We start from the raw sequence: 15,637 nt of genomic DNA, 5'->3' as shown, positions 1-15,637 counted from the left end.
AGCGGCCGCACGCCACAAAGGCATGCGGCCGCTGCCGCCGGGCGGGAGGCTGCCGATCAGCCCAGCTCGGCGAAGTCCGCCTGGCTGTACTCGCCCACCAGCTTGATGGCGAAATCCTGCGCGTCGTAACCCGCCGCGGCACCATCCGGCGTGTAGGTGTCGGCGTACAGGTAGGTATCGCCGCCGTAGACGAACAGCACGACCTGGTTGGCCTCGGCGTCATACTCGCCGGCGTTGTAGAACACAGCCGCCGCGGAGTAGGCCTTGAGCAGGGAATCGACCGAGCTGTCGAGCACGAGGGTGTCGACGGCGTTCACGCCCCAGAGATGGCCGGTTTCGGCGTTATAGCCCTCGATCACGTCGAGCGCACCGATGGAAGAGCTGTTCTCGCCCGCCGCCGTGCCCACCGACAGATGGATCATGGCGTCCACGCCCTCGCCGAGGATCAGGGTTTCCGCCACGGCCGACGACATGCCGCCGATGTACAGCGAGGCCTCGAGCGCGCTGGCGTCGATGGTCGAGAACTTGCCGCTCTCGTTGGAGAACGACAGGTTGCCGCCGGGAGCGAAAACCGAGATCTCGGGCGCCCACGCCGTGCCGGTCAAGGCCAGCGTGCCGCCGGTCGCACCCAGGCTCTCGCCGTCTTCCCCGAACGCCAGATACACGTAGCTGAACTTGGAGAAAGCCACTTCGACATTGACGTCGGCCGCGGCGTTCAGCAATTGCACGCCCTGAACCGCGTCCAGGTCGAAGACCACGCCGTCATTCTCCACCAGCACGAGGGTCTGGTCGGCGGCGAGGTTCGAGACCGTGGCCTGCGAACCGTCGCCCTCGGCATCGGCAACCACCAGCGTCTTGTAGTTCGCGACCTTGCTGGCGTCGAAAGCGACGTCCTCGCCGGCGAAGATCAGCGTCTGCACGTTGGCCAGACCGCTGTTGATCGCGTCGTAGTTCTCGGTCTGGAAGGTCGATTGCAGGAAAGCCACGGCGTTCTCGCCCTCGCCCGCATCCACCGTGTCGCCGGCACGGATGCCGCGGCCACTGTCGAACACCACCAGATCGTCGCCCGAACCCGTTTTCACCGAACTGACCGATTCATCCACTTCGTAGAGGATCGCGCCGCTGGAAGCCGAGGCGTCGACCGTCTTGACGGCGGCGTCGGTGTCGCCGTAACCATAGATGTGCAGTAGTGTGGCGATCTCGGTATTCAGCGTGAACGTCTGCACCTTGGTACCGACATAGGCGTCCAGGTGCACATAGGTATCGTCGCCGACGACCGTGCCCGACAGGTTGACCGTGCCGAGCGCCTTGCCCTCGACATCGATGTCGATCTCGGGATCGAACGCGTCGTCCGGACCGATGCCCTCCAGGCGGATATTGGCCGTGCCGACGCCGTCGGCCAGGAACACATCGATGTTCTCGTCCGAGAAACCGGCGAATCCGGCGGTCATGCCCGCGCCCACGTTGTAGATCGTCGCCTCGCTGCCCACCTGCCAGATTTCCTGGGCACCGGCGAACCTGGCGGCGTCGATGCTCTCGCCGAAGCCGCTGCCGTCCTCGCTGACCAAGCGGATCACTTCGACATTGCGCACGGCCAGATTGGCCGGCAGCGTGTCGTTGGTGCCTTGCACGAAGTGGATCTGCAGCGTGTCCTTGCCCGCGCCGCCGTCGATGCTGTCGAACGCGGTGAGTGTCGACGTTTCCTGGCCCGTGGCCGGGTTCACCGGCAGCGACACGAAGGTGTCGTCGCCGCTGGTGCCCTCCAGCGTATCCACACCCGGCGTGAGGTAGACCGTCTCGCCGCCATGCCTGGCTGCGTAGAGCTTGTCGAACGCCGCATCCACCGTGGCGGAATCTTCGTTCACACCGGCCAGGACCTGCGCGGCATCGAAGGGCAGCTTGGCCAGCACGTTCGGGTTGGAGTTTCCGAACTTGGCGAACTCGAGGGCAACTTCCACACGGTTGCTGAAGTAGTCGAAGTCCCGGCCTTCGCCTTGGCCCTGTACCGCGGCGATGACCGTCGCGACGAGGTCCTGCGGGCCGAAGTTGCCGCTCTCGAGCTGCGAGATCCAGTAGCCACGGCCTTCGGCATCCGCCGCGCGGCCGAGAATGTTCTGGTAGACCCAATCCACCAGTTCGCCGTGGGTGACGTTGGCGCCGCTGGGGATTTCGCCCACCCGGCCTGCCGTCTGATAGATCTCCGCCGACAGCGCCTTCACGGCCGATTCGGTGTCTTCCTCTTCCTGCCCCCCCAAGATGGCCTGCAGACGGCCCACGTAGTAGCTCATCGCGGCGTACTCGGGCGCGCGGCCCAGGTACGAAATGAACAGGCCGGCGACCGCCTCGCGGGCTTCGGGAATGCTGATTGCCATGGGTGCAATGCTCCAGTTGCGAAATGTGTCCACCAAGGGGTGGACGCCGGCAATCCTACGCGGGGCGTCGCAGCGCTTCCGTGACGGCGGTCACAAATTTACGTATTTCGTAGAACACCGTCGCGGCGGACAACGCGAGCACGGCGTTGTCATGACGGCCGAAACGGCAGAGGCCCCTCGCCGTCAGGCAAAGGGGCCTCGTTCCTTCATCGTCGGGCATCAGCCGCACTCAGGTGCGGCGATGCCCGGACATCCAACCGATCAGATCTGCTCGACCAGGACCACGATGTCGCTGGCCTCGTATTCGCCGACCAGCTTGACGGCGAAATCGCCCGCATCGTAAGCCGCGGCGTCGGGATTGACCGTGTCGGCGTAGATGTAGGTGTTGCCGTCGTAGACGAACAGCACCAGCTCGTCGTCTTCGCCATACTGCTGGGCAGCCTGCGAGAAGGCGAGGTTCAGGGACGAGGTGTCCTCGGCCAGCGTGATCTCACGGATGCTCTCGTAGCCGGTGCCGAAGAACAGGGCATCCTGCTCCACGTTGAAGCCGACGATGGTGTCCATCTGGCCCAGGGTGGAGGCGCTGGATTCGATCTCCTCTTCGTCGAACTGGCTGCCGGCGACGAGCACGAACACGGCGTCGGCGGAATCGTCGCCCAACTGGAGCGTTTCAGCCACTTTCTCGGACAGCGCGACAGCGAAGCTGCCCACTAGTTCCGAGGCATCGATGGTCGAGAACTTGCCTTCCTCGTTGGCGTACGTCAGGCCGCCTTCGCCACCGACCGTCAGGGTGCCGCCCTTGGCGCCGACAGCCTCGTCATCGATGATCAACGCGACGTAGCCGTCGAAGTCGGCATCCATTTCGTCCTGCAGGTCGACGTCCTCCTTCGGATCGAAGTCGGCATCCAGCAGGAAGTCGAGTTCCAGGCTGACATCGGCCGCGGCGTTCGAGAGCATGACGGCCGACAGACCTTCGATCTCGAAGCCATAGACCTCGTCCTCGATCAGGACCAGGGTCTGGTCGGCGGCGAGATTGCTGACGGTGGCGCTCACGTCTTCGACGTAGGCGGCGCCCAGGCCGATGACCTTGAAGTCGGCAACTTGGGCTGCGTCGAGCTCGATGGCCTGACCACCGGCGGCGATCACGGCCAGCGCGTCGAAGTTCTCGGCCTGACCGATGGCGTTGTAGTGCTCGGTCTGGAAGGTCGACTGAACCAGGGCGAGCGTGTTCACGCCTTCGCCGCCATCCAGGGTGTCGGTCAGCTTGATCTGGCGGTCGGCCATGAACAGCACGGTGTCGTCACCGGCGCCGCCGGTGAAGCTGTTGAACTTCTCGGCGGACGCACGGAACGCCACCGTCACGTCGCCGCTCGAGGCCGAAGCGTCGACGCCGGTGACGTTGCTGCCACGGACGACGAGTTCGGTTTCGAACGCGGTATCCAGTGCGATGGAGGTCGTGCCCTTGGCGGCGGTATAGGCCAGATCCAGCGTCACGAAGCTGTCTTCGTCGGCCAGCTCGCCGACCAGCGTGACCGAGTTCAGCTTGTCGCCGGAAACTTCGAGCTCGACCTCGCCCCCCAGGCCACCCAGGCCGACCGTGGCGGAGGCGCCAGCGGCCTTGACGCTCAGCGCAGCGTCGTCTTCCAGGTCGACGAAGCCGGCAACGGTGTCGGCGGCGAGGTTGATGATCTCGCGGTGGGCGCCGATCTGGTTGATTTCCTTGGCGCCTTCGAAGCGCGAGGCGTCGATCACGCCGCCGCCGGTCGCGAAGGCCTTGCCGCCGTTCAGGCTGATCAGGTTGATCTCTTCGATATTGGAGATGCTGATCGTCGAATCCAGCACACGATTCGTGTTGTTGTTGTGGTAGATGTTCAGCGTATCCCAGCCGGCGCCGCCGTCGAGGTCGTCGAAGGCGGTCAGCGTGGCCTTGGCGGTCGCGCTGTCGCTGGCATCGACCGGCAGGGCGACGAACACGTCGTCGCCGCTGGTGCCGGTCAGGATGTCGACGCCCGGGGTCAGCAGGAAGGTCTCGCCACCGTTGTCAGCCGTGTACAGCTTGTCGTAGGCGGCTTCGACGGTCGCGGGATCTTCGGTCACGCCGACCAGCACCTGGGCGGCGTCGTACTTCAGGGTCGGCAGGACGTTGGGGCCCGAGTTCTCGAACTTGGCGAACTCGAGGGCCACTTCGACGCGGTTGCCGAAGTAGTCGAAGTCACGGCCTTCGCCCTGGCCTTGCACGGCGGCGATGACGGTGGCGACCAGGTCTTGCGGACCGAAGTTGCCGCTTTCGAGTTCGGAGATCCAGTAGGCGCGGCCGTCGGTGTCGGCGGCGCGGCCCAGGATGTTCTGGTAGACCCAGTCGACCAGCTCCGCGCTGGTGACGTTCGGGCCCGCCGGGATCTCGCCGACGGCGCCCGCCGTGGCGTAGATTTCAGCGGACAGCGCCTTGACGGCGGCTTCGACGTCTTCCTCTTCCTGTGCGGCGACGAGGTCGTTCAGGCGGCCGACGTAGTACGTCATGGCCGAGTATTCCGGGGCACGGCCCAGATACGAAATGAACAAGCCGGCGACGGCTTCGCGCGCCTCGGGGATGGTGATAGCCATGTAATTGTTACTCCAAGTGGTTGAGCTGCAGCGATTTGTTACCGGCTGCAGCCCACGGATACTAGGAGGAGTAACCAGACATTGCTGTGACGGCCGTCACATTTTCATCCCGGTTTGCCCGGGGTGCAAAAAACCGCACCAACTTGGGGCCGACTTTTGCGCCCGCCGCACGCGAATGGGCGAAATCACGACGCCGGCGGCGGTTCGACCGGCAGTGCCCGCTTGTGTGCGGTATTGCGATAGGTGCGCAGGATGACCTCGGCGGACGTGTCCGACACCGGCTTGCCTTCGAGGAAATCGTCGATTTCCTCGTAGGTGATGCCGAAAGCGGCCTCGTCGGGCTTTTGCGGTGCCAGGGTTTCCAGGTCGGCGGTCGGAACCTTGTAGACCAGCTCGTCGGGCGCGCCCAGGTCTTTGGCGCAGGCGCGCACGCGGCGCTTGTTCAGGCCGGAGAGCGGGAGCAGGTCGGCCGCGCCGTCGCCGAACTTGGTGTAGAAGCCCATGAGCGCCTCGGCGGCGTGGTCGGTGCCGATGACCAGCCCGTGATGCGCGGCGGCGACGGCGTACTGCGCGATCATGCGTTGGCGCGCCTTGATGTTGCCCAGTGTGAAGTCTTCATGGGCGGCATCGCGAAAGGCAATGTCTCCGGTCTTGACCGCGGCGATCATGGCGTCGGCGGCAGGCTTGATGTTGACCGTCACGACCTGGTCCGGCTTGATCACGGCCAGCGAGGCCTGGGCCTCGTGCTCGTCGGCCTGGGTGCCGTACGGCAGGCGCATGGCGATGAAGCGGGCCTGGCCGCCCTGCTGCCGGATGCGTTCGACGGCCCGCTGGGCCAGGCAGCCGGCCGTAAGCGAATCGACGCCGCCGCTGATGCCCAGCACGTAGGAAGACAGGCCCATCCTGGTGAGGTAATCCGCGAGAAAGACAACGCGGCGCTCGATCTCGGCCGCCGCATCGAAGGTATCGGTCACACCGAGCGTGGCGGCGATCTCGCGCTGCAGGGCCAGGCGGTCTTCGGCAGACATGGAAGGACTCCTTGAGGGGAACGAATGGACGATGGACGAATGCATATATCAACGCCGACGCCGCCCGCCGGTACGCGGACTGCGATGCCGTTCAGGCGGCGCCGTCTTGCTCATAGTAGAACGGAATGCGCATGAGAGCGTATTCGGCGGTCGCGCGGCGCACGGCCTGGCGATCGCCCGGAAAGCGCCGCGTTTCCGAGTAGATCCGCAAGGCGCCGCCGTCACGGAACGCCCAGGCCAGGCACTGGGTGCCTGGCGGGATCTCGGGGTCTTCCGCGCTCGCCATGCCGGTATCGGCGATGCCCACGTTGGCCCGGCTGGCCCGCATGGCGCCCTCGACCATGGCGCGCGCCACCACTTCGCTGGTGAGGTTGTGCTCGCTCAGCACCGACGCCGGCACGCCCAGGCAGCGCTGCTTGGACTGCGGCGAATACGTCACGAACGCGCAATCCAGCAGATCGCCGGCCCCCGGCACGTCGGCCAGGCGCGCGGCGATCAGACCCGCGGTGCACGATTCCGCGGTCACCAGCAACAAATCCCGTCGGCGCATGTACTCGGCGAGTTCGTCGATCGTTGTTGTCATGACAGTTCCTCCAATGGCCGGCGTGGCCCCTACCGGGGCTAGCAGCGCGTGGCGTGCCCGCGTTCTCGCCCAACCCCTGCCGACGCGATGTTCCGCCTGTGCGGGCTCAGCCGCGCCTCGCCTGCGCAGCACCGGGGCCTGACGCGCGCGAGCGCAGCGCCGGCAGGCTCTAGAATGACGGCTTCACGCCCCCGACGCCCGCCATGTCCCGCCTTCTGCTGTTGCTTGCCTGCCTTTGCCTCGCCCTGCCCCTGCGCGCCGAGACTTTCATCCAGCGCCTGCTCGACCGCCCGGTTCCGGGCGGCGTCGCGGTGATCGACCTGGGCGAGGCCGCGGCCGCGCCGCGCGCGAGCTACCGGGACCGCCCGGTGATGGTGCTGCGCGACGGCCAGCGCTGGATCGCCGTGGTCGGCATTCCGCTGGGTACCGCGGCCGGCGCCCAGAGCCTGCAGGTCCAGGCGCAGGGCCAGACGCGGCGCGTCGATTTCGAAGTCGGCACCAAGCGCTATGTCGAGCAGCACATCAAGCTCGCCAACCAGCGGCAGGTGAACCCCAATCCCGACGACCTGAAGCGCATCGAGCGCGAGCTCGCCGAGCAGGTGGCGGCCTATCGGCGCTTCACGCCCGGCACACCCAGCAACGTGTTCCTGGACCGCCCGGTCGACGGCGGACGGCTGTCCAGCCCTTTCGGGCTGCAGCGCTTCTTCAACGGCGAACCGCGCAACCCGCATTCCGGGCTGGATTTCGCCGTTCCCGCGGGCACGCCCGTCAAGGCGCCGGCGGCCGGCAGGGTGGTCCTGGTGGGCGACTATTTCTTCAACGGCAAGACGGTGTTCGTGGACCACGGCCAGGGCATGGTCAGCATGTTCTGCCACCTCTCGGCCATCGACGTGAAGGTGGGCGACGAGGTGCCGCGCGGTGGCCTGCTCGGCAAGGTCGGCGCCACCGGACGCGCGACCGGCCCGCACCTGCATTGGAACGTCAGCCTGAACGACGTGCGCGTCGATCCGGCGATCTTCATCGACGCGTTCAAGCCCTGACGCCGGCGGGCGGGGCGTTCCCCGCCTCGGTCACCCACCCTTCTGCTTCGTCCCGAACACCCGGTCGCCGGCGTCGCCCAGCCCCGGCATGATGTAGCCATCCTCGTTCAGCCCGTCGTCCACCGAGGCGGTGTAGATGGCGACATCGGGATGGGCGGCGGTGACCCGCGCGATGCCCTCGGGCGCGGCGACCAGTACCAGCGCGCGGATCTCCTTGCAGCCGGCCTGCTTGAGCAGGTCGATGGTCGCGACCATCGAACCGCCCGTGGCCAGCATCGGATCGACGATGAGCGCCTGGCGCTGGTCGAGTTCGCCGACCAGCCGTTCCAGATAGGTCTGCGCCTGCAGGGTTTGCTCGTCGCGCGCGATGCCGACCACGCTCACGCGCGCGCCCGGGATCAGGCTGAGCACGCCATCGAGCATGCCGATGCCGGCGCGCAGAATGGGCACGACGGTGATCTTCTTGCCGGCCAGGCGCTCCACCTGGGTCGGCCCGGCCCAGCCGTCGACCATGGCGGGCTCCAGGGGCAGATCCTTGGCGGCCTCGTAGGTGAGCAGGGCGGCGATCTCCTGGGCCAGCTCGCGAAAGCTCTTGGTGCTGAGCGTTGCCTGACGCATCAGGCCCAGTTTGTGGCGGATGAGGGGGTGGCGGATTTCGTGGACGGGCATGGCGGGGACAGGCGGAAAGTGGGAGGGATTCAGGCGTCGCCAGGAATCGCGTCGTCGCTGACGCAGGGCTTGAACTCGCCCGTTTCGGGGTCGCGGATCAACAGCAGGCCGGTGGCGACACCGAAATAGGCGCCATGCAGCGTGAGCTTGCCGCGCTCGACCAGGGTGCGCACGCACGGGAATGTCATGAGCTGCGTCAGGCTGTGCTCCACCACCGCCAGTTCGAGCCGGCGCAGGTGGGCGGTGAAATCCGGCCCGGGCTCGCCCAGGCCCTCGGCCACGTGGGCCACCTGGGACATCCAGCGCCCGATGAAGTCGCCCGGGGACAGCGGCACCGAGTGCTCGGCGACCGCGCGCACGCCGCCGCAGCTCGCATGGCCCAGCACCACGATGTGCTTGACCTTCAGCGCCTGCACGGCGAACTCGATGGCCGCGCTGGTGCCGTGATGGGATTGGGTGTTCTCCTCGCAGGGCGGCACCAGGTTGGCCACGTTGCGCACGACGAAGAGTTCGCCGGGGCCTGCGTCGAAGATGGCCTCGGGCGAGACGCGCGAATCACAGCAGCCGATGACCATGACCTCGGGCTGCTGGCCCGTCTCCCCGAGCGCCTTGTAGCGCGCGCGTTCGCCGGGAAAGCGGCCCTGCAGAAAGGCCTGGTAGCCGTTGACGAGTCGATCAGGAAACATGGATGCGCCTTGCGAAGCGCCGGCAGGGCCGGCCATAGCCCGTATTATTGCTGTTTTTGCGCACCTTCCCCCGCTCCCCGACATGACGCTACTCACGCTCGCATGGCTCTTGCCCGTCATCGCGGCGACCTCCCTGGTTTCGGGCGTGTTCGGCATGGCGGGCGGCATGATCCTGATGGCGGTGCTGGTCGGCGCGATGCCGGTGGCGGCCGCCATGGTGCTGCACGGGGTCACGCAGATGGCCGCCAACGGCGGTCGCGCCCTGCTCTGGCGCCAGCGCATCGCCTGGCCCATTCTCGGCGCCTACAGCGTCGGGCTGCTCGCCGCGCTGGGGCTCTTCGGGCTGCTGCGCTATGTGCCCGACCGTGGGGTGGTGCTGATCTCGCTCGGCCTGCTGCCCTTCGTCGCCCTGGCCGTGCCGCCGCGCTACGCTCCGCAGGCCGACCGGCCGGTCGGCGCCTTCGTGTGCGGCGTGCTCAACGGCGCCGTGCAGATGCTGGCCGGGGTATCCGGCCCGCTGCTCGACGTATTCTTCGTGCGCAGCCGGATGGACCGGCGCGACGTCGTCGCCACCAAGGCCGCCTGCCAGACCTTGGCGCACGCCACCAAGCTGGTGTATTTCGCCGCCTTCGCCGGGGCCTGGCACAGCGATACGGTCGAGTTCTGGGTGCTGCCGCTGGCCATCGCCGCCGCCTTCTGGGGCACGCACCTGAGCCGTACCCTGCTCGAGCGCATGAGCGACGTCGGCTTTCGGCGGTGGACGCGGCGCATCATCATGGCGATCGGCGTCGTCTGCCTGGCGCAGGGCGTCGCCGCCTACCTCTGATCCCCGGGCCGCCTCGCTCAGCTCTGGCGCCAGCGGTCGATCAGGCGGCGGTCGCGCTTGGTCGGACGGCCCTCGGCCAGGTCCGCGGCCGGCTCCGGCGCCAGGCGCCGCGTCTCGGCGGCCTTCTCGCGCGCGGCAACGCTCTCCGGCGTTTCGTCGTAGAGTTCGCGCGCCACCGGGGCGGGCCCGCGCACCTTGCTCACCGCGCGTACCCGTACCGTCATGTCGAGGTCGCCCCGGCGCACGTCGATGAGATCGCCCGCGCCGACATCGCGCGCGGGCTTGGCCTGCTGGCCGTTCACGTGCACCCGCCCCTTGTTGATGGCCTCGACCGCCAAGCTGCGCGTCTTGAAGAAACGCGCGGCCCAGAGCCACTTGTCCACCCGCAGTTTGTCTTCCATATCGCTACCCCGCGGCGCGGCGCTCGGCGCGCACGCGCACCATGTTCACCGCCACGGCGGCGCTGCTCATGACGGCCGACAGCACGACGGCCAGGGTCGCGCCCTGGGCCCCGCCGAGGGCCAGCGCGATGCCCACCAGGGCGATGCCCAGGCTTTGGCCGAACGTGCGCGTCGTGGCCTGGACGCCGCCCGCCGCGCCGGCGCGCATGACCGGCACCGCCGTCAGCATGGCACGGTTGTTGGGCGACTGGAAAAACCCGAAACCCACGCCGCCCAATGCCAGGCCGAACAGCAGCCAGCCGTTGCCCGAATCCGCCGGCAGTGCCGCCAGCGTCAGCATCCCGCACGTCATGCCGCATGCGCCGATCCCGGACAGCAGCGCGGCGGAGAACCGATCCGCCAGGCGGCCGGCAATCGGCGCCATGATGCCGCCTGCGATGGGCCAGGCGGTCATCAGAAAGCCCACCGCGATCTGGTCGCGCCCGAAGGCAGCCTGGAAATAGAAGGGCAGCGCCACGAAGGCGGCCATCTGCGCGCCGAACAGGCACAGCGACGCGGACACCGCATAGGAGAACGCCGAAAAACGGAACAGGTCGACCGGCACCAGCGGCGCGGTCTGCTGGGCCGAGCGGCGCACCAGCCAGACCGCCAGGACGACGCCCAGCGCGATCATCCCCACCGACGGCCAAGGCGCCACCGGCAGGCGCTCGATACCCAGCACGATCAGCACCAGCACGCAGGCGCTGTGCAGTGCGCCGAACCAGTCGAGCCGGCCCGGATTGCGGCGCGATTCGGGCAGTTGCCGCACGCCCGCGAGCGCGACGAGCGCAAACGGGATGGTCACGCCGAACAGCCACGGCCAGTCGGCCACGGACAGGATCAGCGAACTCATGGTGGGCCCCATGGCCCCGCTCAGGGCAACCACCATGGCGTTCAAGCCGATGCCGCGGCCGAACTTCGCCGGCGGGTAGATATGCCGCATGAGACCGCCCATCATGGACATCAGGGCCGCCGAGGCCAAGCCCTGTACCACGCGCGCGACTGTCAGCATCTCGATCGAGCGCGACAACGCGCAGGCGAGCGCGCCGAAGGCGAACAGCACCAGGCCGGCGCCGAACACCCGCCGAAAGCCGATGCGCTCGCCCAGCGCGGCAAGCGGCAGCAGCATCACCAGCAGCGTCAGGTTGTAGACGTTGGTCAGGCGCACCGCCTCGGCCGGCGAGGCGTCGAGGCCGGCGGCGATGGTGGGCAGCGCCACGTTGACGATGGAGTTGTCCAGGACGGCGACGATGATGCCGATGAGTTGGACGGCGACCGCCCAGTAGCGGCGCGGCGCGGGCAGGCCGAGTGCGGGCGGGGTGGCGGAGGACGAGGCGGGATCGGACATCGGAAGCGCAGCTTGTCCGTGGGCGCGGCGGCCCGGTGGGCCGGGGCGTATCGACATCGACGCCCCGGGATCGGCGCCCCGGCAGGGGCGGTCGCGGCTCCACGGTTTCCAGCAAGGATACCCCATCCCGTGGCGGCACCCGCTATCATGCCTGGCTTGCCCAGCCCCGCCCCATCGCCAGCGCGCATGCAAACCGCCCTTTCCGCGGCGCTTCCCGTCTTTGCCCTGATCCTCATCGGCTACATCTGTGCGCGGCGCGACTGGCTCGGCGCGCACGGCATGGACGTGCTCAATCGCTTCGTCATCTACCTTGCGCTGCCCGCCCTGCTGTTCCTTGCCATGGCCCGCATCGAATGGGCCGACCTGCGCCAGGGCGGCTACGTGGCTACGCTCGCGCTCAGCATCGGCCTGACCTTCGTCGCCAGCCTGATGCTCGAGCCGCGCCCGCGCCCGCCGCTGGCCGATCGCGCCATCCAGGCCCTGTCCGCGAGCTACGCCAACGCCGGGTTCATGGGCATCCCGCTGTGCCTGGCCGTCCTGGGCCCGGAGAGCCTGCCGCCCGCCATCATCGCCACCCTGATGACTGCGGGGCTGCAGTTCGCCATCGTGATCGCCGTGGTGGAGATCGCCAGCCAGCCGTCGGGACAGGCCTGGTGCGCGATCGGCCACACCCTGGGCAGCCTCGCACGCAACCCGCTGATCGCCGCCCCTGTGCTGGGCTGCGCCTACGGCGCGCTGGGCGCGCCCCTGCCCACCGGCGTGGCTCGCCTGGGCGAGCTGCTCGCGAACGCCGCCAGCCCCTGCGCGCTGGTGGCCATCGGCATGTTCCTCGCCCGCCCGGCCCAGTCGCACGAGCGCCTGGCCGTCGTGCACGCGGTCGGCCTCAAGCTGCTGCTGCAGCCCGCCATCGCCGCCGCGCTCGCCTGGTGGGTGTTCGACATGCCGCCGGTATGGGCCGCCACCGCCCTGCTCATGATGGCCCTGCCCACCGGCACCGGCCCCTTCATGCTCGCCAGCATGCACGGGCGCAGCGCCGCCACGGCGTCGCGGGTGATCCTGATCTCGACCGTGCTGTCGGTCGTGACGATTTCGGCGTTGGTCGCCGTGATTCCTCGCTAATAAGGAATCTAGTTCCGTTTTTCGAGAATCACGCCCGGACTGGCACCCGTCACCCCTTCGCTACCCAATCTCCGATAAACCGCAAATCCCCGGCGCATTACGTAGAATCGCGCTCTGCTTCGCACCGCTTGACTTGTCTTCTTTCAATCATAAAATGGGACTTAGTCCCGAAATAGAAAGAGGAGACCTTCATGTGGACTTGGAGACATGTTCTGGCCGGCACCCTGGCCGCCTGTAGCGTCGGCGCCCACGCCGCCAGCTTTCCCACGCACGAAACGCGTTTCATCGTGCCGTTCCCCGCCGGCGGCCCGACCGATGTCATCGCCCGCATCCTCGCGCAGGGGCTGGACCGCACCTGGCAGCAGCCGGTCGTGGTCGAGAACAAGCCGGGCGCGGGCACCATGATCGGCGCGGCTACCGTAGCCAAGGCGCCCGCCGACGGACACACCTTCGGCATCGTCATCAGCGCCTACACCATCAACCCGGCGATCCGCAGCAAGATGCCCTACGACACGCTGCGCGAGCTGACCGGCATCACCCAGGTGGCGCGCGCCAACATGGCGCTGGTGGCCCCGGCCGACGCCCCCTTCGACGACGTGCCGGGCCTGGTGCGCTACGCCCAGGCCCATCAGGGCCAACTGACCTACGCCACGCCGGGCCCGGGTACCGCGACCCACCTCGCGGGTGAGATGTTCAAGCGCGCCGCCGGTGCGGAAATCGTGCACGTGCCCTACAACGGCAGCGGCCCCGCCCTCACCGACCTGATCGGCGGCCGTGTCGACCTCATGTTCGACATCGTGCATTCGGTGCGGCCCCACGTTCAGGCGGGCAAGCTGAAGCTGCTGGCCGTGACCGCCGGCGCCCGCGATCCGGAAATGCCCGACACCCCCACGATCGCGGAAACCCTGCCCGGCTTCGAGATCTACAGCACCATCGGCCTGGTCGCGCCGGCGGCCACGCCCGAAGCCACCATCGCGACCCTGCAGCGCGACGTGGCCGGCGTGCTGGCCCAGCCCGAGGTGCGCAGCAAGCTGGCCGAACTCGGCGTCACGCCGGTCGGCTCCTCACCCGCCGAGTGGAACGACTTCATCCGGCAGGACATTCAACGCTGGACGGAAGTCGCGCGCGCAAGCGGCATCCGGCTGGACTGACCTACCTTCGGAGACGCACATGCCCCTGACCTTCACCCCCCTGCATCCGCACTTCGGCGCCAGCGTCGACGGGGCGGACCTGCGCCACCCCACGCGCGAACTGGTCGATGCCGTCGACGCCGCGATGAACCGGTACGCCGTGCTCGTGTTCCGCGGCCAACCGCTCACCCAGGACGAGCAGATCGACTTCACGCGCGCCTTCGGCGAGCTCGACCTCGGCTTCAAGCGCGTCTCGAACACCCATACGCGCCTGAAGCACCGGGAACTCGCCGACATCTCCAACGTCGCGGAAGACGGCGAGCTGGCCGGTCGCACGCACTACCGCATCGTGAACAACGTGGCCAACCAGCTCTGGCACAGCGACAGTTCGTTCCAGAACCCGCCCGCGCGCTACTCGATGCTGCATGCGGTGGTGGTCCCGCCCAAGGGCGGCACCACCGAATTCGCCGACATGCGCGCCGCCTACGACGGCCTGAGCGACGATCTCAAGCAGGAAATCGACGGCCTGCTGGCCGAGCACTTCGTCCTGCATTCGCGCGTCATGCTGGGCGACACCGGCTATTCCGCCGAGAAGGCCGCTGCGCTGCCGCGCGTGTTGTGGCCCATCGTGCGCACGCACGACGGCTCCGGGCGCAGGCACCTTTTCATCGGCGCGCACGCAGCACAGGTGGAAGGGATGACCGTGCCCGAAGGCCGCCTGCTGCTGTCCGACCTGCTCGAGCACGCCACGCAGCGCGAGTTCGTGTACGAGCATGCCTGGCAGCCGGGCGACCTGGTGATCTGGGACAATCGCTGCACGCTGCACCGCGGCCGGCGCTACGACTTCTCGCAGCGGCGCGAGCTGCGCCGTTCGACGACGCTCGATCGCGCGTATCCGGTCGAGGTGCGGCAGGCGGCATGACGAAGGTGGCGGTGTACCATGCGAGGCCGACGCGACACTGCCGGACGACATTCGCACCATGAGCACACCGCAGCCCCGCCCCGAAGCCACCGACGAGGTCACCGCCCTGGCGCGCGGCCTCGTCGTGCTGCAGACCGTAGCCAGCCACCGCGGCCCCTTGGGCCACACCGAGCTGTCCCGCCTCACCGGCATCCCCAAGACCACCATGACCCGCCTGCTCGGCACGCTGGTCAGCCACCACATGCTGCTGCAGGAGCATGACGGCGAGCGCTACTCGCTGGGGGCCGGCGCGCTCGACCTGGGCAGCGCCTACCTGCGACATTTCGACGTGCGCGCGCGCATCCGCCCGTATCTGGTCGAACTCGCCGAGTTCTCCGGCGCCACGGTGCACCTGGGCGTGCGCGACCGCTTCGACATGGTGCTGATCGACACCATCCGGCCCGACACGGGCATGATCTTCTCGCGCCTGGACATCGGCGCGCGCCTGAACGTGTGCACCTCGGCGATCGGCCGCGCCTATCTGCACGAGCTTGCGCCGGACGAACGCCGCCAGTTGCTGGAGAGTGCCCGCATCGCCGCCGCCGACGAGTGGGCGCGCTGGGGTTCGGGCGTGGAGGCCGCGCTGCAGGAAGCCGATCGGACGGGCTACTGCGCGTCGTTCGGCGAATGGCATCCGCACGTGAACTCCATCGCCATCGGCTTCACCGGGCCGCACGGCACGCGCTACGCCTTCAACTGCGGCGGGCCGTCGTTCGTGTTCGACCGCGACACCATGCTGCAACGCATCGGACCGCGGCTGGTGGCCTGCCGCGCCGCCATCGTCGAGAAGATCGGCAAGACGTCGCTCGCCTGAAGGCGAAAGCCGCCCTG

14 protein-coding genes are annotated in these 15,637 nt (G+C 68.1%); 6 read left to right on the top strand and 8 right to left on the bottom strand.

The features are described 5' to 3' along the window. Positions 1-56 precede the first annotated feature (56 nt). The 4 genes from FOZ76_RS18580 to FOZ76_RS18565 all read right to left on the bottom strand — a co-directional run bounded on the left by FOZ76_RS18580 (position 57) and on the right by FOZ76_RS18565 (position 6,587). Entirely contained in the window at positions 57-2,372 is a 2,316-nt protein-coding gene (locus FOZ76_RS18580) for a DUF4214 domain-containing protein (protein WP_143949780.1), read from the bottom strand. A 261-nt stretch (positions 2,373-2,633) separates the two neighbouring features. After that, positions 2,634-4,976 (bottom strand): DUF4214 domain-containing protein, encoded by a 2,343-nt coding sequence (locus tag FOZ76_RS18575; protein WP_143949779.1) that lies wholly within the window; start codon positions 4,974-4,976, stop codon positions 2,634-2,636. A gap of 185 nt (positions 4,977-5,161) precedes the next feature. Beyond that, complete coding sequence (nadE, locus tag FOZ76_RS18570; protein ID WP_143949778.1) at positions 5,162-6,004, bottom strand: ammonia-dependent NAD(+) synthetase; 843 nt, start codon at positions 6,002-6,004, stop codon at positions 5,162-5,164. Positions 6,005-6,095: 91 nt separating this feature from the next. Beyond that, positions 6,096-6,587 (bottom strand): CinA family protein, encoded by a 492-nt coding sequence (locus FOZ76_RS18565; protein WP_143949777.1) that lies wholly within the window; start codon positions 6,585-6,587, stop codon positions 6,096-6,098. A 203-nt stretch (positions 6,588-6,790) separates the two neighbouring features. Between FOZ76_RS18565 and FOZ76_RS18560 the strand changes: the two genes are divergently transcribed. Next, a complete protein-coding gene (locus FOZ76_RS18560) occupies positions 6,791-7,627 on the top strand; it encodes a M23 family metallopeptidase (RefSeq protein WP_143949776.1) in 837 nt (278 codons plus the stop codon). Positions 7,628-7,657: 30 nt separating this feature from the next. On the opposite strand, the gene upp is transcribed toward FOZ76_RS18560, so the two are convergent. After that, entirely contained in the window at positions 7,658-8,296 is a 639-nt protein-coding gene (gene upp / locus FOZ76_RS18555; RefSeq protein ID WP_143949775.1) for a uracil phosphoribosyltransferase, read from the bottom strand. A gap of 29 nt (positions 8,297-8,325) precedes the next feature. Beyond that, complete coding sequence (locus tag FOZ76_RS18550; RefSeq protein WP_143949774.1) at positions 8,326-8,982, bottom strand: carbonic anhydrase; 657 nt, start codon at positions 8,980-8,982, stop codon at positions 8,326-8,328. A gap of 82 nt (positions 8,983-9,064) precedes the next feature. Here FOZ76_RS18550 and FOZ76_RS18545 point away from each other — a divergent pair, with 82 nt between their 5' ends. Next, entirely contained in the window at positions 9,065-9,808 is a 744-nt protein-coding gene (locus FOZ76_RS18545; protein ID WP_143949773.1) for a TSUP family transporter, read from the top strand. 17 nt (positions 9,809-9,825) lie between these two features. Here FOZ76_RS18545 and FOZ76_RS18540 read toward each other — a convergent pair whose 3' ends face one another. Together FOZ76_RS18540 and FOZ76_RS18535 are read right to left on the bottom strand one after the other, a co-directional pair. Then, entirely contained in the window at positions 9,826-10,209 is a 384-nt protein-coding gene (locus FOZ76_RS18540) for an RNA-binding S4 domain-containing protein (protein WP_143949772.1), read from the bottom strand. A 4-nt stretch (positions 10,210-10,213) separates the two neighbouring features. Then, positions 10,214-11,596 carry an MFS transporter gene (locus tag FOZ76_RS18535; protein ID WP_143949771.1) on the bottom strand — a complete coding sequence of 461 codons (1,383 nt, stop codon included), beginning with the start codon at positions 11,594-11,596 and terminating at the stop codon, positions 10,214-10,216. 186 nt (positions 11,597-11,782) lie between these two features. On the opposite strand from FOZ76_RS18535, the gene FOZ76_RS18530 reads away from it, so the two are divergent. The 4 genes from FOZ76_RS18530 (at position 11,783) to FOZ76_RS18515 (ending at position 15,620) form a co-directional block, all read left to right on the top strand. Then, positions 11,783-12,715 carry an AEC family transporter gene (locus FOZ76_RS18530; RefSeq protein WP_143949770.1) on the top strand — a complete coding sequence of 311 codons (933 nt, stop codon included), beginning with the start codon at positions 11,783-11,785 and terminating at the stop codon, positions 12,713-12,715. Between the two features lie 191 nt (positions 12,716-12,906). Next, entirely contained in the window at positions 12,907-13,866 is a 960-nt protein-coding gene (locus FOZ76_RS18525; protein ID WP_143949769.1) for a Bug family tripartite tricarboxylate transporter substrate binding protein, read from the top strand. Positions 13,867-13,885: 19 nt separating this feature from the next. Continuing rightward, complete coding sequence (locus FOZ76_RS18520; RefSeq protein WP_143949768.1) at positions 13,886-14,767, top strand: TauD/TfdA dioxygenase family protein; 882 nt, start codon at positions 13,886-13,888, stop codon at positions 14,765-14,767. A 58-nt stretch (positions 14,768-14,825) separates the two neighbouring features. After that, positions 14,826-15,620: an IclR family transcriptional regulator gene (locus tag FOZ76_RS18515; protein WP_143949767.1), complete on the top strand. Its 795-nt coding sequence runs from the start codon at positions 14,826-14,828 to the stop codon at positions 15,618-15,620. The last annotated feature ends 17 nt before the right edge of the window (positions 15,621-15,637 follow it).

Origin of the sequence: Verticiella sediminum (assembly GCF_007558815.1) — a bacterium.
Lineage (GTDB): Bacteria > Pseudomonadota > Gammaproteobacteria > Burkholderiales > Burkholderiaceae_B > Verticiella > Verticiella sediminum.
Note: the sequence above shows the minus strand (reverse complement) of the source record. Positions and strands in the feature narration are given on the sequence as shown.

What these genes read in the sequence shown, in the direction of transcription:
- FOZ76_RS18580 (WP_143949780.1), bottom strand. Translation starts at nt 2,372, where the DNA reads ATGGCAATCAGCATTCCCGAAGCCCGCGAGGCGGTCGCCGGCCTGTTC.
- FOZ76_RS18575 (WP_143949779.1), bottom strand. Translation starts at nt 4,976, where the DNA reads ATGGCTATCACCATCCCCGAGGCGCGCGAAGCCGTCGCCGGCTTGTTC.
- nadE (WP_143949778.1), bottom strand. Translation starts at nt 6,004, where the DNA reads ATGTCTGCCGAAGACCGCCTGGCCCTGCAGCGCGAGATCGCCGCCACG.
- FOZ76_RS18565 (WP_143949777.1), bottom strand. Translation starts at nt 6,587, where the DNA reads ATGACAACAACGATCGACGAACTCGCCGAGTACATGCGCCGACGGGAT.
- FOZ76_RS18560 (WP_143949776.1), top strand. Translation starts at nt 6,791, where the DNA reads ATGTCCCGCCTTCTGCTGTTGCTTGCCTGCCTTTGCCTCGCCCTGCCC.
- upp (WP_143949775.1), bottom strand. Translation starts at nt 8,296, where the DNA reads ATGCCCGTCCACGAAATCCGCCACCCCCTCATCCGCCACAAACTGGGC.
- FOZ76_RS18550 (WP_143949774.1), bottom strand. Translation starts at nt 8,982, where the DNA reads ATGTTTCCTGATCGACTCGTCAACGGCTACCAGGCCTTTCTGCAGGGC.
- FOZ76_RS18545 (WP_143949773.1), top strand. Translation starts at nt 9,065, where the DNA reads ATGACGCTACTCACGCTCGCATGGCTCTTGCCCGTCATCGCGGCGACC.
- FOZ76_RS18540 (WP_143949772.1), bottom strand. Translation starts at nt 10,209, where the DNA reads ATGGAAGACAAACTGCGGGTGGACAAGTGGCTCTGGGCCGCGCGTTTC.
- FOZ76_RS18535 (WP_143949771.1), bottom strand. Translation starts at nt 11,596, where the DNA reads ATGTCCGATCCCGCCTCGTCCTCCGCCACCCCGCCCGCACTCGGCCTG.
- FOZ76_RS18530 (WP_143949770.1), top strand. Translation starts at nt 11,783, where the DNA reads ATGCAAACCGCCCTTTCCGCGGCGCTTCCCGTCTTTGCCCTGATCCTC.
- FOZ76_RS18525 (WP_143949769.1), top strand. Translation starts at nt 12,907, where the DNA reads ATGTGGACTTGGAGACATGTTCTGGCCGGCACCCTGGCCGCCTGTAGC.
- FOZ76_RS18520 (WP_143949768.1), top strand. Translation starts at nt 13,886, where the DNA reads ATGCCCCTGACCTTCACCCCCCTGCATCCGCACTTCGGCGCCAGCGTC.
- FOZ76_RS18515 (WP_143949767.1), top strand. Translation starts at nt 14,826, where the DNA reads ATGAGCACACCGCAGCCCCGCCCCGAAGCCACCGACGAGGTCACCGCC.